Origin of the sequence: Barnesiella sp. An55, from assembly GCF_002161555.1 — a bacterium.
Lineage (GTDB): Bacteria > Bacteroidota > Bacteroidia > Bacteroidales > Barnesiellaceae > Barnesiella > Barnesiella merdipullorum.
This window is the reverse complement of sequence record NZ_NFHZ01000002.1, coordinates 31,900-50,489: the sequence shown is the minus strand read 5'-3', so window position 1 is coordinate 50,489 and position 18,590 is coordinate 31,900. Positions and strand designations below refer to the sequence as shown.

Genomic DNA, 18,590 nt, shown 5'->3' with positions numbered 1-18,590 from the left:
TATGGGTTGAATAATTATGCGGCAAATATAACTATAATTTGGTATATTCGAACGATATTTGTATATTTTTTACAGTATAACCTGAAAATTTAAACTATTGATGCATGTGTATGCAGGAATAAGAGCCCCGTCGGGCAGTGTCATCGGTTGTTACGGATGATAAACTTGAAGCGGGTGCACCTCGGTATTGGGTACACCCGCCCGATAGGGATGAACGTGTGTGATTTGTATTGTCTATAGGCCCAGTATCGAAGCAAATTCGGGAGTAACACCTGTGGCCGAGTCGTCGGTCGTGCAGGGAACGATGGTAGCATATCCCCGGTCGAGCCAATACTCGTCGGTGTCGGTAGCCTGCGGTTCGTTGTTGACAAACTTGCCTGTGAGCCAGAAATACTCCTGTCCGTGAGGATCTACCCGGCAGTCATACTCTTCGGTCCAGTAGCCTTGGGCCGCCCGGCATAGTTTGATGCCCTTGAGTTGAGGCGTGTTGGGTATGTTGATGTTGAGCCCGATACCTTGCGGCCAGTTGGTGGCGGCCAGAGCTTTCTGGCAAATGCCGGTGACGAGTTCGTGATAGTGTGAGAAGTCGGCATCGGCCTTGTGGTTGCAGAGTGAGAATCCAATGGAGGGGATATGTTGCAGAGCCCCCTCGAAAACGGCACCCATGGTGCCCGAATAGATGACGCTCACCCCCGAGTTGGAGCCGTGGTTGATACCCGACACGATGAGGTCGGGGTGACGGTCGAGCAGGATGTTCATCGACAGTTTGATACAATCGACCGGTGTGCCGTTGGTGCGAATCAGGTAGAACCCCTCCTGCTCGTCGATAACCTTTATGCGCAGGGGTGTGGTGACCGTGATGGCCGAACTTTGTCCCGAGCGGGGGCCGTCGGGAGCTACGACCACGATATCGCCCAACGGTCTCAGAAATTCGGCAACCTGCTGCAGGCCCTTGGCCTGGATGCCATCGTCGTTGGTGATGAGGATAAGCGGTCTGTGGGAATGAATTATTTTTTTCATAAAATGCAAAAACCTGTTTAGTTCATGCAAAAGTAATGAATAAAAGCCTTAATCTTTTATATTTTAACGGATAATATGGAGTCCTAAAATAGATAAAAGAGCCGGGCTGTTCTGGTAGAACATTCTGAAAAAAAGTGTATCTTTACGCAGAAAAACAGCAAAGTGGCTCTTGTGTTTATCAACAAAAGGGGGCACTTATCAACAATTGGACTATTTTCGTCCCCGCAAGAGAGGGGAATGTGAATTAAAAAATATTCCTTTGTGAAGAGAAAAAATAACAGTATGGGTAAAATTATCGCTATTGCAAATCAAAAAGGGGGAGTTGGTAAAACAACGACTTCCATCAATTTGGCTACCTCTCTGGCTGTTTTGGAAAAGAAGGTTTTGCTCATCGATGCCGACCCGCAGGCCAACGCCTCGTCGGGGTTGGGTATAGACCCGCAACAGGTGAAGTCGTCGATCTACGAATGTCTGGTAGGACAATCGTCGATTCAAGACTCGGTGGTGGGTACCTGTGTCGATGGCCTCAACCTGGTAGCTTCGCATATCGACTTGGTGGGTGCCGAGCTGGAACTGATGAATATGAGAACCCGCGAACGGGTGTTGGCACAAGCCTTGAGCCAGGTGCGCGACGACTATGACTACATATTGATCGACTGCTCACCCTCGTTGGGATTGATTACGGTCAATGCCCTCACCGCGGCCGATTCTGTTATTATCCCCGTACAGGCCGAGTATTTTGCCCTGGAGGGAATCAGCAAGTTGTTGAACACGATCAAGATCATCAAGTCAAAGTTGAATCCGAAGCTCGAAATCGAAGGTTTCCTGCTCACGATGTACGACTCGCGCTTGAGACTGGCCAACCAAATCTATGAAGAGTTGAAAGGTCACTTCGGCAGCCTGGTATTCAACACGGTTATTCAGCGGAATATCCGGTTGAGCGAGGCGCCTAGCCACGGTCTGCCCGCCCTTTTGTATGACTGCGAGTCGCGAGGCAGTGTCAACCACATGGAGCTGGCCAAGGAGTTGATTACGAAAAATCGATAAAAAGGAGAATAAAGATATGTCAGCACCTAAGAGAAGTGCATTGGGTAGAGGACTGGACGCGCTGATTTCGATGGACGACATCGTGACCAGCGGCACCTCTTCGATCCACGAAATAGAGCTGTCGCGAATTGTGCCCAACCCCGACCAGCCCCGTCGCGAGTTTGACCAGGAGGCGCTCGAGGAGTTGGCTGCCTCGATTCGCGAATTGGGTATCATACAACCCATATCGCTCAGGCAGTTGGCCGATGGCGATTATCAGATCATTGCCGGTGAGCGTCGTTATCGGGCCGCCCAGATGGCCGGGCTCGAAACCATTCCCGCCTATGTGCGCACGGCCGAGGACGAGACCCTCATGGAGATGGCTCTCATCGAGAATATTCAACGCGAAGATTTGAACTCGATCGAGATAGCTCTCGCATTCCAGAAACTGATCGAGCTCTACCAGCTCACCCAGGAGAAACTGAGCGAGCGGGTGGGTAAGAAACGGACGACTATCGCCAATTACCTGCGTCTGCTGAAACTCCCTGCCGAGGTGCAGATAGGCTTGCGCGACAAGCGTATCGACATGGGTCATGCTCGCGCCCTGTTGTCGGTATCCGATCCGGCTCTGCAACTCGAGCTCTATGAGCGCATCCTCTCCGACGGGTTGAGTGTGCGCAACGTCGAGGAGCTGGCCAAGACCCTCGCGGCCGGAGGCGAACGCGCTCGCAAGAAGGCGCAGAAGAAAGTGATGATGCGTCAAGAGTACAACGTGCTCAAGACCCATCTCTCCGACTTTTTCCAGGCCAAAGTGCAGTTTAGCTGCGACGAGAAAGGAAAAGGAAAAATATCGATCCCGTTTAAGAACGAGGAGGATTTGGAACGAATTATCGGTTTGTTCGATAAATTGAAATAAAGGTTTTGAGACAATCGGCTAACATAGGCTGGAAGAGAGCCTCGGTTCTGGTGTGGATAATGAGTGTGTGGACCTTGTCGTCGTTGGGCGCGGTTCCCGAGTTGTCACGTTCTGTCAGAGCCGGAAATTCCTCTCCTGCCGAGGTGCGTAAGGCCGAGGGGGCAAAGACGGTTTCCATCGACTCTGTGCAGGTTGCTCTCCCGTCGGCGGTAGCCGATACGATTTCGGTAGCCTCGGGCGACAGTGTGGAAGCTCTATTGCAAGATTCTGTCCCGCTGATGATTACCGATTCGATGGGGCACTTGTCGTTGGCCGACTCCACTCGGTTGGAATCGACTGCCCGCAAGTCGTGGCGCCCCTCGTCGTTCAACCCCGACCCCATGCGCGCGGTGTGGCTGTCGGCCCTATTCCCGGGGCTCGGGCAGATTTATAACCGCCGTTATTGGAAACTGCCTATCGTCGTGGGCGGTTATGTAGGTCTCTTTTATGCGACGACCTGGAACAGCAATATGTTGGCCGACTATCAACGGGCCTATCTCGATATCATGGACAGCGACCCCACGACCAACAGCTATATGGACTTTTTCTCCTCGGCATATAAAGAGGAGGATATAGATAAGGATTGGCTCACCAGCGTGTTGAAACAGCGCAAGGACTACTACCGGCAGTATCGCGACCTGTGTATCATCTGCATGATAGGGTTGTATGCCGTGTGTATGATCGATGCCTATGTCGATGCCCAGTTGTACCATTTCGACGTGAGCCCCGATATCTCTATGCAATGGCAGCCGGCCGTTATCCCCACCGGGCGATCGGCATTGCCGGCGGTGGGAGTGCAATGTGCAATTACATTTTAATGATTGATGAATGATGAAGAGGAGGATATGTTTATTTTTAACGGGGTTGAGCTTCGTGTGGTGTAGCTTCGCCCAGGAGACGGGGTTCGACGGTGAGTATGTCGGGCCCGATACGGCCGAGATGACACTGAGCGATACGGTAGATATCATTTTGCCCGACAGTGCCGTGGTCTATCCCGAGAGTATGGAGGCCAACCTGGATACGCTGCGAACCAACTGGTATATGCAGCAGTATGCCGTGGTGGACAACTCGTGTCTGGAGAATAGCGTGAACATCGATTATCCAGATTCGGTCTATATCCGCAAACTGTCGCAACTGCCCACGGTTATCGAGATGCCCTACAACAGCGTGGTGCGGCGATATATCGATATGTATGTGCAGAAACGCCGTGCCCTGGTAGAGAATCTGCTGGGACTGAGTACCTATTATATGCCCATCTTTGAGCAGGCTCTCGAGCGTGAGGGGCTTCCGCTCGAATTGAAATACCTCCCCATCATCGAGTCGGCCCTGCGTCCCGACGCCACTTCGCGAGCCGGTGCGGCCGGGTTGTGGCAGTTTATGGTAAGAACCGGCAAAAGCATGGGGCTCGAGATAAACAGCCTGGTCGATGAACGGCGCGACCCCATCAAGTCGTCGGCCATGGCGGCCCGTTATCTCAAAGACCTCTATGGCATCTATCACGACTGGGCGCTGGCCATTGCCTCGTATAACTGCGGTCCCGGCAATGTGAATAAGGCCATTCGCCGCTCGGGTGGCAAGACCGACTATTGGGCCATCTATCCCTATCTGCCTCGTGAGACGAGGGGATATGTGCCTGCCTTTATTGCCGTCAATTATGTGATGAACTATTACAGCGACCACAATATCTGCCCCGTGCTCACTCGTCGTCCGCTCCTCACCGACACGGTGCAGGTGACCCATCGGGTACACTTCAAGCAGATATCCGATGTGCTGCAACTGTCGCTCGACGAGATTCGCAGCCTCAACCCGCAATATCGTCGCGATATCATTCCGGGTCACATACGGCCCTATACCCTCATTTTACCTTCACAGCAGGTCTATGCCTATATCGAAGCCGAGGCCGAGATATTGGCTCACGATGCCGAGTTGTATGCACAACGCACGGTGGTCGAGCCGGCTGGTGTAGCTCCCGGTACCACCATCTATCACAAAGTGCGCAAGGGCGAGACGCTCTCGAAGATTGCCCGCAAGTATGGTGTGTCGGTGAGCAATCTGCGGGCGTGGAACAATCTGCGTAAGAGTTCCTACCTGCGCGTGGGACAGCGGTTGGCCGTCAGTAAGAAAGGGGCTGTGAAAAAGAGTAACAGCACTGTGACGGCTTCGTCGAAGACACAGACCAAGAAGTCGTCCGCATCGAAGTATCACACCGTGCGCAAGGGCGAGAGCCTGTGGTCTATTTCTCAAAAATACAAAGGCGTTTCGGCCGAGGATATCCGGCGTGAAAATAATCTGCGGGGAAATGCCATTCGGCCGGGTCAGCGGCTGAAGATTCCGGCTGCCTGATTATTCTGTAACCGGTCCTTCCTCGAAGGGGCTCGCATCGTCGGCTTCGTCGAGGTCGATGATGGCATCGAGCAACGATTGCTGGTCGATTTGTGCAAAATAGATGCGTCGTGCACCCATGTACCGTTGGGCGTAGTAGGGGGCGTTGCTCCAGTCTTCGCGTATCCCCCGGGAGGTGGAGGCGTGTATGAATTTGAACCGTCCGTCGGCATAGACCTCGGTCACGAGCCCCACATGCCCCACGGTGGCCCTGCGGCTGTTCCTTCCCTTGAAAAATACCAGGTCGCCCCGGCGTATCTTCTCGTCGGGCACCGAGATGCCTTGCAGGTATTGCGAGGCCGAACTGGCGTTGAGCGAATAGGAAAAATGGTTGAAGACGTATTGCATGAACCCTGAGCAGTCGAACCGGTTGGGCCCTTTCCCGCCCCGACGATAAGGCGTCCCCGTGTATTTGCGGGCATAGACGATGAGGCTGTCGATTTGTTTATCGACCAGACTTTGAGGTGTAGGCAGCGTGATTGGCAGCGAATCGGCAGCCGTGGTTGTTGCCTCGGTCGTTGTGCGGGGCGCATCGGCCTTTCGGCTTTTCTTTTTGGCCGCTCCGGCCGACAGGGCACAGGCTGTGGCCAGGAGCACGATGGCTATTTTGTGATACAGGGTAATGCGGTTTTTCATAATCTCGTTGTTTGTGTGTGATTGGCGGGGATATCGGTTGTGCTAATACGCCTCCCGGTACTTGCCGTCGGAACTGTCGTCGATGATGCTCAGGTAACTGGCATATCTCGATTCGCTTATTTCGTGATTTTCGAGTGCCTTCAGTACCGCGCAGCCGGGTTCGTGCCGGTGGGTGCAGTTGCTGAAACGGCAATCTTGCGAAATGCGGAATATCTCGGGGAAGAAGTGCGCCACTTCGCCGGGGTCGAAGTCGATGGTCCCGAAACCCTTGATGCCCGGGGTATCGATGAGGTATCCTCCTTGAGGCAACGGATACATTTCGGAGAAGGTGGTCGTGTGCATCCCTTTGTGATGAGCCGTCGATACGGCTCCGATTTTGATATCGACACCGGGCAGGATGCGGCTGATGATGGTCGATTTGCCTACCCCCGAATTGCCCGAGAGCAGAGTAATGCGGTCTTTGAGGGCATCGGTGATGAAGTCGAATCCCTCGCCCGTGGTGGCCGACACGCAGCGGCACTCATACCCGATGGAGCGGTAGAGGTAGCAGAGGGCCTCGGCATATTCGCGGTCGTCGGGGGTGAAGGTGTCGCACTTGTTGATGACGATGTGCACCGGTATGCGATAGGCCTCGGCCGTGGCCAGAAACCGGTCGATGAAGGTGGTCGAGGTCAACGGGGTGGTCACGGTGACGATGAGCAGGGCCAGATCGATGTTGGCCGCGATGATGTGCGACTCTTTCGACAGGTTGGAGGCTCGGCGTATGATGTAGTTTTTCCGTTCGTGTATGCGTGTGATGAAGGCGGTACGGTCGGGGTTGATTTCGATATCGACACGGTCGCCCACCGATACGGGATTGGTGCTGCGTATCCCTTTCAATCTGAAATTTCCTTTGATTTTGCAAGGTATCGACTCACCCTCGGCGGTGCCGACGATGTACCAACTGCCCGTATTTTTGATGACAAGACCTTCCACGTAATCTGGTTTTAGCGACAAATGTAACAGAAAGTTTTCTGAAATGGAAACGAAAAAGGGTATGCCTGCGGTTTTCGCGCCCGGCACACCCTTTTTGTGTGGCGATGGAAATTATACGGTGAGAATCTCTTTCTCTTTTTCGGCAAATATCTCGTCGATTTTCTTCATGTACTTGTCGTGAAGTTTCTGGGCCGAGGTTTCACCATCTTTGGCTACATCTTCAGCCATACCCTCTTTCTGGGCTTTCTTCAGGCTGTCGATGACGTCGCGGCGGGCGTTACGCACACTCACCTTGGCATTCTCGGCCTCCTGTTTCGATTGTTTCACGAGGGCTTTGCGTCGTTCCTCGGTCAACGGGGGTATGGAGAGGCGTATGATTTCGCCGTTGTTCTCGGGGGTGATACCCAGCTCGGAGTCGAGAATGGCTTTTTCAATCACTTTGAACATCGATTTTTCCCACGGGGTGATGACGATGGTGCGTGCATCGGGCACCGAGATATTGGCTACGTTCGAGAGAGGAGCCTGACTGCCATAGTAGTCCACCCGTATGCCGTCGAGAATCCGCGGGTTTGCTTTGCCGGCTCGAATGTGGGCCAGAGCTTCGTCGAGAAATTCGATAGCCATGGTCATTTTTTCTTCGGCTGCGCTGAGATATGATTTTACGTCGTTCATAATAAGTATGGGTTGAAATGTTTCTAATAGTTTTGTCAACAAATGTACTCTTTTTTTCAAGAATGACAAAGGGCACCGGTCAATATACCAGAGTCCCTATGTTTTCGCCTGTCATGACCTTTTTCAGGTTGCCCACGGTGTCCATGTCGAATACGATGATGGGCAGGTGGTTCTCTTTGCACAGGGTAGTGGCCGTGAGGTCCATCACCTTCAGGCCCCGGGTATAGATTTCGTCGTAGCTTATCTTGTCGAACTTCACAGCCGTGGGGTCCTTTTCGGGATCGGCCGTGTAGATGCCATCGACGCGGGTGCCTTTGAGCATCACATCGGCTTCGATTTCGATACCGCGCAGGGCCGAGCCGGTGTCGGTCGTGAAGAAGGGGTTGCCCGTGCCGCACGAGATGATGGCGATTTCGCCCTTCTGCATGGCCTCGATAGCTTTCCATTTGCTGTAATGCTCACCTATGGGAAACATGTTGATGGCCGTGAATACCCGGGCTTTCTGGCCTACCTTTTCGAGGGTCGAACTCAGGGCCAGGCTGTTGATAACCGTGGCGAGCATGCCCATCTGGTCGCCCTTGACCCGATCGACTCCCTGGGTCGTACCGCTCAGTCCGCGGAAGATGTTGCCGCCACCGATAACGATGCCTATCTCGATGCCCATGTCGGCAATCTCCTTGATTTGCGAGGCATACTCGTTGACTCTCTTCTCGTCGATGCCATATTGTTTTTCGCCCATGAGCGACTCGCCGCTCAGTTTCAGTAGAATTCTTTTGTATTGATTACTCATAATCACTCGGTTGTTCGTTGGATTTTTGGTTTTCCAAAAATAGTGAATTTTTATTATTCTCTGAATTTTAGTTGTCAAAATCTGATTGAGGGGTAGATGTTTTGTTTTTTTATCCTCTTCAGTGGTTATATTCCAAGGGTGAATGATTATCTTTGTCCATCGGTAATTTGTTCGATTAAGCTTATGTATATGAGGCGAGTAATAGGAATCATTCTGCTTTGCGCGATTCTTTTCCCCGTGTTTGGCGAGATGCCGTACCGTACTGCGTTGCGAAAGGCCAACGACCATTTTGTCAACGAGGAGTGGCGCGACGCGCTTGCCTTGTATGATACCCTGCTCGAGCGCCGGCCTACCCGCATGAAGACCTATGTCGATGCCGTGGTTGCCTCGGCCATGCTCAACGATTCGACGGCTATCATGCAGTATGTGGTGCGGTCCGAAATGCAGGGCCTTTCGCTCGACTCGCTTTTTACGGGAGTCGATTTTCTCTCCCGTTCCATCGGTCATACGGGACTCTATGAACAGGTGCTGTTGCTGGTCAAGAGCGAGCAGCCGTGGTTTACCCGTGTGGCCAACAATTATCTGTTGGGCTATTACGAGTTCAGGCGCGATGCTGCCCGCACTCTCTCGATTGCCGACGAATTGCTGGCGGTGATGCCTCGGCAGATAAACTATCTCAAATCCAAGGCCAATGCCTTGTTGCTGGCTGGCGATAATGAGGCGGCTGTCGAGGTGCAGAAGTCGATTCTGCAACTCGATTCACTCGACTTCGATGCCAATATTTTCCTGGGAAGTTACTATGCGGTCAAAGGGCAGGAACGTCTCGACTCGATTGACGAGCGTTATCTCGATTCGATGGATGGGACATTGTCGATGCAAGGACCCTCCTTCCGTACCGAGAAACGCGAGGTGCTCGATACCGACATTGCCTGTGCCCGTCACTATTTTACGGTCGCAGCCAGCATTAAAAGTAATCGCTATTTGACCGAACAGCTCGACCGGTTATCGCAACTTACCGATGCGTTGCCCCAGAGTAGTGGTATTGTATCCCCCTTGCTCCGGCGGTTAAAGCAGGAATGAAACCTCTTTGAAGGCAAAACGCCGCTCTTCGCCCGCATCGGTCATGAGAATCAGGTGACCGTCGGGCTCCACGCCAACAATCGAAGCATAGAATTTTTCGCTTGCGCTATCGTAGGGATATCTGCCGTCGTTGCGGTAGAGGGTGCTTAGGTACTCCTCGCGCAGCGACTGGGACGAGTTGGTAAATGTCTGCAGGTAACGACGCCTGAAGGCATCGATAAACTGGTCGAGCAGCCTATCGATGTCGTAGGTGTGTCCTGTAATTTGGGTGAGCGACACGGGGTTGGGAGCGTCGCTGATAAATTTCTCCTGGTTGATATTCAGTCCTATACCCACTATTGAACGGGCAAACGTGCTGCCGCTCAATACATTCTCGATGAGGATGCCGGCAATCTTCTTGTCCTCCCAATAGATGTCGTTGGGCCACTTGATCGAAAATCCCGGGGCATACTGGTTAAGTACATCGGTCATGGCCAGCGATACGGCCTGTGAGAGCAGAAACTGTTGATTGGCCGAGATATGTTCGGGCCTGAGCAAAAGGCTGAAGGTGAGGTTTTTCCCCGGTTCCGATTCCCACGAGTTGCCCCGCTGACCCCGACCGGCCCGCTGGGTATCGGTATAGACCAGGTAGCCTTCGGGCAGGTGCCGTTCGTTGTCCAGTTCTTGCAGATAGGTATTGGTCGAGCCCGTTTCGGGCAGGCGGTCTTTGATGAAGATTATCTCTTTGTTCTCCATAATTGGCATGATAATAAAGTTTGTACACGGTCACAAGCCCGAGCTTCAACCATTTAGCGGGGCGAGGAATGCATCTTCGATGTGCTCGATTTCGAAACGGTCGTTGTCGCCTACGAGAGTAACGATGTCGAACCGTACCTCAAACGGGATGTTGAACAACCGTATATAGGCGTCGGTAGCCCGCACGATATTCTTGATCTTGCGCAGATTGACCGCCTCCTCGGGGCGCAGAAACTCGTGGCTGCTGCGGGTCTTGACCTCGACCACCACGAGGGTTGAGTCGCGGTAGGCTACAAGGTCGAGCTCCATCTTTCCGCTGCGCCAGTTGATGTCGCGGATGATATACCCTTTTGAAATGAGGTACTCGGCCGCCCGCTCTTCGCCGGTTTTTCCTAACTGGTTGTGTCGTGCCATAGGCCTGAGATTGGTGAAGCGAATATACAAAGATTCGGTTGAAATATGAAACTCGACGAAAAATAACTCCAGTAGGAGTAGGGGGAAGAACGTCTGCTATCGTTATTTATTCAAGGAGAACGAAGCTTTGGATAGACCGAATCGTGTAGGATACGACTCGGCAAAACTTTGTTTTCATTTGCTTTGGCACTTACCTTTTACTATATTTGTACAGGAGTATGTAATACCTATTTATAATAGAAGAGTTATGAAAAACCAATGGATTGTACCGGCTATCATTGTAGCCTTGGGCCTGTTTTTGTTGGGCCAGCGAATCGAGAGTGGTATCGTCAAGTCGAAAGAGGCTGTGCGCACGGTTTCGGTAAAAGGCTTGTCGGAGCGTGAAGTCCCGGCCGATAAAGTCATTTGGCCTCTGGTGTATAAAGAGCTGGGCAACGATTTGGTTTCGATATACCGTGCGGTAAATACCAAAAACCAGATTGTAATCGATTTCTTGAAGTCGAACGGAATTCCCGAAAGCGAAATTTCGGTGGCTCCCCCCAGCATCGTCGATATGCAGGCCGACCGGTACAGCAATCTCAATAATCCGTATCGGTACAACGTTACCTCGGTTATCACGGTTTCGTCCAATCAGGTCGATAAGGTGCGCGAACTTATCGTGAAACAGGCCTCTCTGCTCGAGAAAGGGGTGGCCATCGTGTCGGGCGACTACCAGTACAACACCCAGTTCCTCTTTACGAAGTTGAACGAGCTGAAGCCCGAGATGATTGCCGAGGCTACCCAAAATGCCCGGGTCGCTGCCGAGAAGTTTGCCAAGGATTCAGACAGCAAGCTGGGTAAAATCTCTTCGGCCTATCAAGGACAGTTCTCAATCGAAGATCGTGATGCCAATACACCTTATTTAAAACATGTGCGTGTGGTGACCTCGGTAGTCTTCTATTTGAAAGATTGAACAAAACCTCTTGAATACCCTCGCGGAGAGTACTTGCCCCGGTCAATCGGGAAGGGAGTATTCTCCGCTTTTTTAGCTATAATCGAACAACCCATGAACGACAAGGAAAGAGAGAAAGACGAGCGATACATGCGGATGGCCTTGCAGGAGGCCCGGGCCGCTTTTGATGCCGGCGAGATACCGGTGGGAGCCATTGTGGTGTGTAAAGACCGGGTGGTGGCCCGAGCCCATAACCTCACCGAGCGCCTGGGCGATGTGACGGCGCATGCCGAGATGCAGGCCATTACCTCGGCTGCGGCTACCCTGGGGGGTAAATACCTGACCGATTGTACGCTCTATGTCACGCTCGAACCCTGTGTGATGTGTGCCGGAGCCATCGGGTGGGCCCAACTCTCCCGGCTCGTTTTCGGAGCCGGTGACGACAAGCGGGGGTACAGACGGTTTGCCCCCGATGCTCTGCACCCCAAGACTCAGGTCGAACAGGGCATCTTGGCCGGCGAGTGTGTGGCCTTGATGAAAGATTTCTTTGCCCGGAGACGATAGCCTGTTTACAATCCAAAGCAGCGGCGGATGAGCGCACTGCGGCTTTTCTCGATCACTTTGGCAACGAGAACCGGCAGATAGACTCCCAGTAGAATACTTGCCAGATAGAGCCCCCAGTAGGAAAATTCGGTGTGGGGAATGTAACCATACAATATTCTCACCGCTATTTGCGGGAAGATACCCAGCAGAAATATCTGGAAGGTGTAGTCTCGGAATGAAGAGAAGAGGCGGGGAACGACGGGTTCGAGATTAAGAGCCAGAGCTACCGAGAAGGCTATGCCCGAGAGGTTCAGCAGGAGCTTGGGGCAACCGGGCGCGAGGGTCAGCCCGACAAAAAGGAGAGTCAGTACCAGGAGAGCCCAGGGCGTAGCGAGATACCGTTGTATCCGATGTTGACAAAACAAAATACCCAAACAAAAGAACAGAAGCATGTAGGCTACACTCGAGAGGCATAGCAGCTCGATATCGGTCGGGAAGAAGAGGTTCAGCACCAGGCATCCCAGCAGAAGCAGACCACTTCTGAGTCGGGTGGCAACCATGAACTTGAGCAACGGGTAGGTGAGCATGATGAGAAAGAGGGTGGCGACAAACCACATCTCGCTCAGAGGGTTGCTGCCCGGATAGAGGAAACTGTCGATAAATTGCGATAGAGACAGTTCCACGGGGCGTTTCATGAAGGGGGCAAATATGATTTTGACAATAAAGGTAAAGAGGGTAAAGAAGAGAAACGGTGTGCCCAGCCGTTTGAGTTTATCGACCGCCACTTCGGGATAGGCCTTGTCGCGGCTGATTTTGGTCAGGTAAAAAAGAAACCCCGATATGAACATGAACAGCGGCATGTGGAAACTATAGATAATAGTCTCGATAGCCGAACTTACCGGAGTCTCGGGATTCTTGAACGTGCCGGTGAGCGTGATGTGGCCGATAACGACCAACAGCATACTCCACCCTTGGAGTATTTGCAACCAGGTAATTTTCTGTTTCATGCAGGTAGAAATGATAACTATCCTTTTAAAAAACAAAAAACAGCGCCGTTTATTGCATGACCTCGGGTTTTCGCAGGTCGCCGTGTGGTATGGTCGTGAACGATTGTAAGTTATTATTTTGGAAATAGTTTGCAGAGAAAAAAAGATTTCGTATCTTCGCACCGATTTTAACAGACCATATAATGTCTAACTTAGTAATCAAAAAATCAATTATTTAATAAACATGAGTGAAGAACTGAAAAATGGCCCGGTAGAAAATTTCGACTGGGATGCCTATGAAAAAGGCGAAGTGTATGGCGACAAAAGCCACGACGAGTTGGTAAAAACCTATGACCAATCTCTCAACACGGTTAAAGACAAAGAGGTAATCGAGGGAACGGTTATCGCCTTGAACAAACGCGAGGTAGTCGTAAACATCGGTTACAAATCGGATGGTATCATCCCGATGAGCGAATTCCGCTACAATCCCGACTTGAAAGTGGGCGATAAAGTAGAGGTTTATATCGAAAATCAAGAAGACAAGAAAGGACAACTGGTTTTGTCGCACAAGAAAGCCCGTGCTACCCGTTCTTGGGATCGCATCAACTCGGCTCTCGAAAACGATGAAATCATCAAGGGTTATATCAAATGCCGTACGAAAGGCGGTATGATTGTCGATGTATTTGGTATCGAGGCATTCTTGCCCGGTTCTCAAATCGACGTGAAACCCATCCGCGACTACGATGTATTCGTGGGCAAAACGATGGAATTCAAAGTTGTTAAAATCAATCAAGAGTTCAAGAACGTGGTTGTTTCGCACAAGGCTCTCATCGAAGCCGAGCTCGAACAACAAAAGAAAGAGATCATCGCCAAACTCGAAAAAGGTCAGGTACTCGAGGGTACTGTCAAGAACATTACCTCTTACGGTGTATTCATCGACCTGGGCGGCGTAGATGGTCTTATTCACATCACCGACCTCTCTTGGGGCCGCGTTTCTCACCCCGAAGAGGTGGTTTCGCTCGACCAGAAGCTCAATGTGGTTATCCTCGACTTCGACGACGAGAAGAAACGTATCGCTCTGGGCTTGAAACAACTGCAACCCCATCCTTGGGATGCTCTCGATCCCAACCTGAAGGTAGGCGACAAAGTAAAAGGCAAAGTAGTTGTCATGGCCGATTACGGTGCATTCATCGAAATCGCTCCGGGCGTAGAGGGTCTTATCCACGTTTCGGAAATGTCGTGGTCGCAACACCTGCGCAGCGCTCAAGACTTCATGAAAGTAGGCGACGAGGTAGAAGCCGTAATCCTTACTCTCGACCGCGAAGAGCGCAAGATGTCGCTGGGTATCAAACAACTCAAACCCGATCCCTGGGAAAATATCGAGGAGAAATATGCTGTGGGTTCGCGTCACCACGCCAAAGTTCGCAACTTCACCAACTTCGGTGTATTTGTTGAACTCGAAGAGGGCGTAGATGGCTTGATTCACATCTCGGATCTCTCTTGGACGAAGAAGATCAAACACCCGTCGGAGTTCACTCAGATCGGTGCCGATATCGAAGTTCAAGTACTCGAAATCGACAAAGAGAACCGTCGTCTCAGCCTCGGTCACAAACAACTCGAGGAGAATCCTTGGGATGTATTCGAGAACATCTTTACCGTTGACTCGATTCACGAGGGTACAATCGTCGAGATGCTCGACAAGGGTGCCGTTATCGCTTTGCCCTACGGTGTAGAAGGCTTTGCTACTCCCAAACACCTGGTAAAACAAGACGGAACTCAAGCTCAGCTCGAGGAGAAACTTCCCTTCAAGGTAATCGAATTCAACAAAGACGCCAAACGTATCATCCTCTCGCACAGCCGTATCTTCGAAGATGAGGCTAAGGCCGAAGCCAAGAAAGAGTCTGCTGCCAAGAAAGCTGCCAAGAAAGCTGCTAAATCGGAAGACGCTATCGTAACTCCGCAAGTAGAGAAAACTACTCTGGGTGATATCGATGCTCTGGCTGCTCTCAAAGAGAAACTCGAAGCCGAGAAGAAATAATTTGCGTAGAACCATACAAATTCTATAGGACGATAGGCCGGCAATTTTGTCGGCCTATCTTGTTTTCGGGCCGTCGGTAGAATGTATCGGCTCGGAGAAAAAGATTATCTTTGTCGATGTATGTGATAGACCATCGATCGTTATGGGAAAATTTGAAATCAATATCTTGGGGTGCGGTTCGGCTTTGCCCACACTGCGACATTACCCCAGCACGCAAGTACTCAACATTCGCGACAATCTGTTTATGATCGACTGTGGCGAGGGGGCACAAATACAGTTCCGGCGCATGCACCTGAAGTTTACACGACTGGGGCACATCTTTCTCAGTCACCTGCATGGCGACCATTGTTTCGGACTTATCGGCATGATTTCGACCCTGTCGTTGTTGGGTCGAACGGGCGAACTCGTCATCCACGCTCATCCGCAGGCCGAGGCGGTCTTTCGCCCGCAACTCGATTTCTTCTGCCGGGAGTTGCCCTTTGCAGTGCGGTTTGAGCCGGTTGTTCCCAACCGTTCGGAGGTTATCTATGAAGATCGTTCCATCCGGGTAACCTCTCTGCCGTTGATTCACCGGGTACCCTGCTCGGGGTTTCTCTTTGAGGAAAAACCGGGGCAACTTCATTTGCGGGGCGATATGGTGAAGTTTTACGATATTCCCATCTACCGTCGGGCCGAGATCAAGGCCGGGGCCGACTATACGACCCCCGACGGGCAAATCGTGCCCAATGCCCGGTTGACCACACCGGCCGATGAGCCCTTGCGATATGCCTACTGTTCCGATACCGCCTATAACGAGGCGCTTATTCCTCTCATTCGTGGGGTCGATTGTCTCTATCACGAAGCTACCTTTGGCGACGATGCCGAGGAGTTGGCTCGGCTTACTTGCCACTCGACGGCTCGCCAGGCTGCCCGTATGGCTCGAAAAGCCGCGGTTAAACAGTTGTTGCTGGGGCATTTCTCGGCTCGCTATGACGACGAGCAACCCCTTTGCGACGAGGCCAGCCAGGAATTTACCCCCTGTATGCTGGCACATGAAGGGATGAAAATCGTTTTAGGTCGATGAGCTGCATAAACAAAATTGCTACTCAAAACGTTGTTTCAATATCGATTTTCTTGATAAAAATGCAGGAAGAACGTAAAAAATACATTGTTTATTAAAAATAAAGAAAAAATGTATTACCTTTGCATCGATTTAAAAAACAATGTGTTTTCAAGTTGTTTCATTTAAACGTAAAAAAGAATGAATGTAGAAGTTATTGGAACATGGGCAGGCCAGGTTTGGAATGCTTTGCATGAGTCGGGTAAACTGACTGTAAAAGGTCTGAAGAAAGCGACTAAGCTGAAAGAAAAAGAGATCTATGCTGCCCTTGGCTGGTTGGCTCGCGAAGGTAAAGTGAGCATCTGTGAAACAGAAGCAGACGTAGAAGTAGTATTGCTCTAATTGAGACGTAATACGGCAGTTTATAAATCGGGGGCGCGAAAATAACTTTCGCGCCCCCGATTGTGTTGTAGGGTAGCGGGGCGATAAACAAAAGAGGGGCATCGGCTGTTTAGTAAGCAAGACATTAAAACCAAACAGCTATGAAAGAAGCCATCGTACCCGTAAAACCCGAGGTTGTCGTGAAAGTAATCGAGTGTGGCCCGCTGCGTATCGGCGGGCATGTGCGCATTATGTTTTCCGACGGGAGCATGGTGATTAAACAACGGGCATTTATGTGCCGTTGTGGCAAATCGGCCAATCAGCCTTTTTGCGATGGGTCCCATGCCAAGAAATAACGATTGCCATCCGGGCAGTCGAAACAGGCCTACTTCCTCCCTGCAGAGGAAGTAGGCCTGTTTTGTAAACTCCCGGGTGAGCCATGCTTGTAGAGAACACGTGTCGTTCGAGATAATCGACCTTGAAAATCGTATCTCGATTGCCCCTATGCTCACCTTTTTTTATCTTTGGATAAGATAGGAGTTGGTTTGGCATAGCCAAATGTTGAAAACTATGTTTCCCATTTGCCTCTGCACTCGCCTTTCACTATCTTTGTACAAGAAAAACATACAAACTCACATAATACTATGGTAGAAATAGGAACGGTACTGACCCCTGTCGGTAAAAAAGCATTGCTCTGCGGTAGCGGAGAGTTGGGAAAAGAGGTTGCAATCGAGTTGCAACGCTATGGAGTAGAGGTGGTAGCCTTGGATAAATATGCCAATGCACCGGCCATGCAGGTAGCTCATCGCAGTCACGTGCTGTCGATGCTCGACGGTAAGAAATTGCGTGAGGTAATCGAGGAGGAGCGCCCCGATTATATTATCCCCGAGGTAGAGGCTATCGCTACCGATACACTGGTCGCTCTTGAAAAAGAGGGCTATTCGGTTACCCCTACCGCTACGGCCGCCTACCTCACAATGAATCGCGAGGGCATACGTCGCCTGGCCGCCGAGCAACTGGGCTTGCCCACCTCGCCCTACAAGTTTGCCTCTACACGCGAAGAGTTTGAAGAGGCAGTTCGTGAGATAGGAATGCCCTGTGTGGTGAAACCCATCATGAGTTCGTCGGGACACGGACAGAGTGTGATACGTACGGCCGACGATATAGACCACGCCTGGCACTATGCTCAAGAGGGCGGCCGTGCCGGAGCCGGCCGGGTTATTGTCGAGGGGTTCGTGAAGTTCGACTACGAGATTACGCAACTCACGGTGCGCCACTCGGCAGGGACAACCTTCCTCAATCCCGTGGGGCACATACAGGTCGATGGCGACTATCGGGAGTCGTGGCAACCACAAGCCATGTCGCCAAAAGCGTTGGAAAAGGCTCGCGAGATAGCCCGTAAGATAACCGATGCCTTGGGGGGATATGGTATCTTCGGGGTAGAGTTGTTTATCAAGGGCGACGATGTGCTCTTCAGCGAAGTATCTCCCCGCCCGCACGACACGGGTATGGTGACGATGATTTCGCAAGACCTCTCGCAGTTTGCCCTGCATGCTCGTGCCGTATTGGGATTGCCTGTCCCCGGCGTGCGCTTCTACGGTCCGTCGGCCTCTCGGGCCATTGTCGTAGAGGGCGATACCGACAAGGTCGTATTTGCCAACCTCGATCAAGTACTCGCCGAAGAGGGGGTACAGATGCGTATCTTTGGTAAACCCGAGGTGGTAGGCCATCGTCGTCTGGGTGTAATTTTGGCCATTGCCGATACCGTAGAAGAGGCTCGGGCCAAGGCCGATCGTGCCTATAAGAAACTGCAGATAAAAGTGCTGCCCCGATAATCTTTTGCCCGGTTCGGCAAGCTTCTTCCAGAGTTGGCCGAAGGCACCGGGGAATATCGTGACCAGACTTTCCGATACTTTTTGAGTTCCCGAAGATGTTCTGTGAGGACATTTCGGGAACTCTTGTTTTATCTCTCTCTTTGTAAAAATGG

The 18,590-nt window shown here is 51.5% G+C and carries 20 protein-coding genes; 12 read left to right on the top strand and 8 right to left on the bottom strand.

Features of this window, described 5'->3' with window-relative positions; genetic code table 11:
* Positions 1-234 precede the first annotated feature (234 nt).
* Entirely contained in the window at positions 235-1,020 is a 786-nt protein-coding gene (gene surE, locus B5G10_RS01425; protein ID WP_087422993.1) for a 5'/3'-nucleotidase SurE, read from the bottom strand.
* Positions 1,021-1,302: 282 nt separating this feature from the next.
* Between surE and B5G10_RS01420 the strand changes: the two genes are divergently transcribed.
* The 4 genes from B5G10_RS01420 to B5G10_RS01405 are packed head-to-tail and all read left to right on the top strand — an operon-like array spanning position 1,303 to position 5,344.
* Positions 1,303-2,067, top strand: coding sequence for an AAA family ATPase (locus B5G10_RS01420; protein WP_087422992.1), 765 nt, complete (start codon positions 1,303-1,305; stop codon positions 2,065-2,067).
* Positions 2,068-2,083: 16 nt separating this feature from the next.
* A complete protein-coding gene (locus tag B5G10_RS01415) occupies positions 2,084-2,962 on the top strand; it encodes a ParB/RepB/Spo0J family partition protein (protein ID WP_087422991.1) in 879 nt (292 codons plus the stop codon).
* A gap of 5 nt (positions 2,963-2,967) precedes the next feature.
* Complete coding sequence (locus tag B5G10_RS01410; protein WP_143241023.1) at positions 2,968-3,819, top strand: DUF5683 domain-containing protein; 852 nt, start codon at positions 2,968-2,970, stop codon at positions 3,817-3,819.
* A gap of 10 nt (positions 3,820-3,829) precedes the next feature.
* A complete protein-coding gene (locus B5G10_RS01405) occupies positions 3,830-5,344 on the top strand; it encodes a lytic transglycosylase domain-containing protein (RefSeq protein ID WP_241147697.1) in 1,515 nt (504 codons plus the stop codon).
* Here the strand turns inward: B5G10_RS01405 and B5G10_RS01400 are convergent, their stop codons facing one another.
* The 4 genes from B5G10_RS01400 to pyrH all read right to left on the bottom strand — a co-directional run bounded on the left by B5G10_RS01400 (position 5,345) and on the right by pyrH (position 8,456).
* A complete protein-coding gene (locus B5G10_RS01400; protein ID WP_087422988.1) occupies positions 5,345-6,019 on the bottom strand; it encodes a C40 family peptidase in 675 nt (224 codons plus the stop codon).
* Positions 6,020-6,061: 42 nt separating this feature from the next.
* Positions 6,062-6,994: a ribosome small subunit-dependent GTPase A gene (gene rsgA, locus B5G10_RS01395; protein ID WP_087422987.1), complete on the bottom strand. Its 933-nt coding sequence runs from the start codon at positions 6,992-6,994 to the stop codon at positions 6,062-6,064.
* 111 nt (positions 6,995-7,105) lie between these two features.
* Entirely contained in the window at positions 7,106-7,666 is a 561-nt protein-coding gene (gene frr / locus B5G10_RS01390) for a ribosome recycling factor (protein WP_087422986.1), read from the bottom strand.
* Positions 7,667-7,745: 79 nt separating this feature from the next.
* A complete protein-coding gene (gene pyrH / locus B5G10_RS01385; protein WP_087422985.1) occupies positions 7,746-8,456 on the bottom strand; it encodes a UMP kinase in 711 nt (236 codons plus the stop codon).
* A gap of 189 nt (positions 8,457-8,645) precedes the next feature.
* On the opposite strand from pyrH, the gene B5G10_RS01380 reads away from it, so the two are divergent.
* A complete protein-coding gene (locus B5G10_RS01380; RefSeq protein WP_143241022.1) occupies positions 8,646-9,536 on the top strand; it encodes a hypothetical protein in 891 nt (296 codons plus the stop codon).
* Here the strand turns inward: B5G10_RS01380 and B5G10_RS01375 are convergent.
* Together B5G10_RS01375 and B5G10_RS01370 are read right to left on the bottom strand one after the other, a co-directional pair.
* Positions 9,522-10,271 carry a biotin--[acetyl-CoA-carboxylase] ligase gene (locus B5G10_RS01375; RefSeq protein ID WP_087422983.1) on the bottom strand — a complete coding sequence of 250 codons (750 nt, stop codon included), beginning with the start codon at positions 10,269-10,271 and terminating at the stop codon, positions 9,522-9,524. The two genes, B5G10_RS01380 and B5G10_RS01375, sit on opposite strands and share 15 nt — an antisense overlap.
* 45 nt (positions 10,272-10,316) lie before the next feature.
* Positions 10,317-10,685: a YraN family protein gene (locus tag B5G10_RS01370; protein ID WP_087422982.1), complete on the bottom strand. Its 369-nt coding sequence runs from the start codon at positions 10,683-10,685 to the stop codon at positions 10,317-10,319.
* Between the two features lie 247 nt (positions 10,686-10,932).
* Between B5G10_RS01370 and B5G10_RS01365 the strand changes: the two genes are divergently transcribed.
* Positions 10,933-11,637 carry an SIMPL domain-containing protein gene (locus B5G10_RS01365; protein WP_087422981.1) on the top strand — a complete coding sequence of 235 codons (705 nt, stop codon included), beginning with the start codon at positions 10,933-10,935 and terminating at the stop codon, positions 11,635-11,637.
* A 93-nt stretch (positions 11,638-11,730) separates the two neighbouring features.
* Positions 11,731-12,180 carry a nucleoside deaminase gene (locus B5G10_RS01360; protein ID WP_087422980.1) on the top strand — a complete coding sequence of 150 codons (450 nt, stop codon included), beginning with the start codon at positions 11,731-11,733 and terminating at the stop codon, positions 12,178-12,180.
* 5 nt (positions 12,181-12,185) lie between these two features.
* Here the strand turns inward: B5G10_RS01360 and B5G10_RS01355 are convergent, their stop codons facing one another.
* Positions 12,186-13,166 (bottom strand): acyltransferase family protein, encoded by a 981-nt coding sequence (locus B5G10_RS01355; RefSeq protein WP_087422979.1) that lies wholly within the window; start codon positions 13,164-13,166, stop codon positions 12,186-12,188.
* A 223-nt stretch (positions 13,167-13,389) separates the two neighbouring features.
* Here B5G10_RS01355 and rpsA point away from each other — a divergent pair, with 223 nt between their 5' ends.
* The 5 genes from rpsA (at position 13,390) to purT (ending at position 18,438) form a co-directional block, all read left to right on the top strand.
* On the top strand, positions 13,390-15,183 hold the full coding sequence (gene rpsA, locus B5G10_RS01350; RefSeq protein ID WP_087422978.1) for a 30S ribosomal protein S1: 1,794 nt from the start codon (positions 13,390-13,392) through the stop codon (positions 15,181-15,183).
* A gap of 142 nt (positions 15,184-15,325) precedes the next feature.
* Positions 15,326-16,246: a ribonuclease Z gene (locus B5G10_RS01345; RefSeq protein WP_087423158.1), complete on the top strand. Its 921-nt coding sequence runs from the start codon at positions 15,326-15,328 to the stop codon at positions 16,244-16,246.
* Between the two features lie 177 nt (positions 16,247-16,423).
* Positions 16,424-16,624: a winged helix-turn-helix domain-containing protein gene (locus B5G10_RS01340; protein ID WP_087422977.1), complete on the top strand. Its 201-nt coding sequence runs from the start codon at positions 16,424-16,426 to the stop codon at positions 16,622-16,624.
* A gap of 140 nt (positions 16,625-16,764) precedes the next feature.
* A complete protein-coding gene (locus B5G10_RS01335; protein ID WP_087422976.1) occupies positions 16,765-16,959 on the top strand; it encodes a CDGSH iron-sulfur domain-containing protein in 195 nt (64 codons plus the stop codon).
* 288 nt (positions 16,960-17,247) lie between these two features.
* Positions 17,248-18,438 (top strand): formate-dependent phosphoribosylglycinamide formyltransferase, encoded by a 1,191-nt coding sequence (purT, locus tag B5G10_RS01330; RefSeq protein ID WP_087422975.1) that lies wholly within the window; start codon positions 17,248-17,250, stop codon positions 18,436-18,438.
* The last annotated feature ends 152 nt before the right edge of the window (positions 18,439-18,590 follow it).

What these genes read in the sequence shown, in the direction of transcription:
- frr (WP_087422986.1), bottom strand. Translation starts at nt 7,666, where the DNA reads ATGAACGACGTAAAATCATATCTCAGCGCAGCCGAAGAAAAAATGACC.
- B5G10_RS01375 (WP_087422983.1), bottom strand. Translation starts at nt 10,271, where the DNA reads ATGGAGAACAAAGAGATAATCTTCATCAAAGACCGCCTGCCCGAAACG.
- B5G10_RS01370 (WP_087422982.1), bottom strand. Translation starts at nt 10,685, where the DNA reads ATGGCACGACACAACCAGTTAGGAAAAACCGGCGAAGAGCGGGCGGCC.
- B5G10_RS01405 (WP_241147697.1), top strand. Translation starts at nt 3,830, where the DNA reads ATGATGAAGAGGAGGATATGTTTATTTTTAACGGGGTTGAGCTTCGTG.
- purT (WP_087422975.1), top strand. Translation starts at nt 17,248, where the DNA reads ATGGTAGAAATAGGAACGGTACTGACCCCTGTCGGTAAAAAAGCATTG.
- rpsA (WP_087422978.1), top strand. Translation starts at nt 13,390, where the DNA reads ATGAGTGAAGAACTGAAAAATGGCCCGGTAGAAAATTTCGACTGGGAT.
- B5G10_RS01335 (WP_087422976.1), top strand. Translation starts at nt 16,765, where the DNA reads ATGAAAGAAGCCATCGTACCCGTAAAACCCGAGGTTGTCGTGAAAGTA.
- B5G10_RS01360 (WP_087422980.1), top strand. Translation starts at nt 11,731, where the DNA reads ATGAACGACAAGGAAAGAGAGAAAGACGAGCGATACATGCGGATGGCC.
- B5G10_RS01415 (WP_087422991.1), top strand. Translation starts at nt 2,084, where the DNA reads ATGTCAGCACCTAAGAGAAGTGCATTGGGTAGAGGACTGGACGCGCTG.
- B5G10_RS01355 (WP_087422979.1), bottom strand. Translation starts at nt 13,166, where the DNA reads ATGAAACAGAAAATTACCTGGTTGCAAATACTCCAAGGGTGGAGTATG.
- surE (WP_087422993.1), bottom strand. Translation starts at nt 1,020, where the DNA reads ATGAAAAAAATAATTCATTCCCACAGACCGCTTATCCTCATCACCAAC.
- B5G10_RS01365 (WP_087422981.1), top strand. Translation starts at nt 10,933, where the DNA reads ATGAAAAACCAATGGATTGTACCGGCTATCATTGTAGCCTTGGGCCTG.
- B5G10_RS01380 (WP_143241022.1), top strand. Translation starts at nt 8,646, where the DNA reads ATGAGGCGAGTAATAGGAATCATTCTGCTTTGCGCGATTCTTTTCCCC.
- B5G10_RS01420 (WP_087422992.1), top strand. Translation starts at nt 1,303, where the DNA reads ATGGGTAAAATTATCGCTATTGCAAATCAAAAAGGGGGAGTTGGTAAA.
- pyrH (WP_087422985.1), bottom strand. Translation starts at nt 8,456, where the DNA reads ATGAGTAATCAATACAAAAGAATTCTACTGAAACTGAGCGGCGAGTCG.
- B5G10_RS01345 (WP_087423158.1), top strand. Translation starts at nt 15,326, where the DNA reads ATGGGAAAATTTGAAATCAATATCTTGGGGTGCGGTTCGGCTTTGCCC.
- B5G10_RS01400 (WP_087422988.1), bottom strand. Translation starts at nt 6,019, where the DNA reads ATGAAAAACCGCATTACCCTGTATCACAAAATAGCCATCGTGCTCCTG.
- B5G10_RS01340 (WP_087422977.1), top strand. Translation starts at nt 16,424, where the DNA reads ATGAATGTAGAAGTTATTGGAACATGGGCAGGCCAGGTTTGGAATGCT.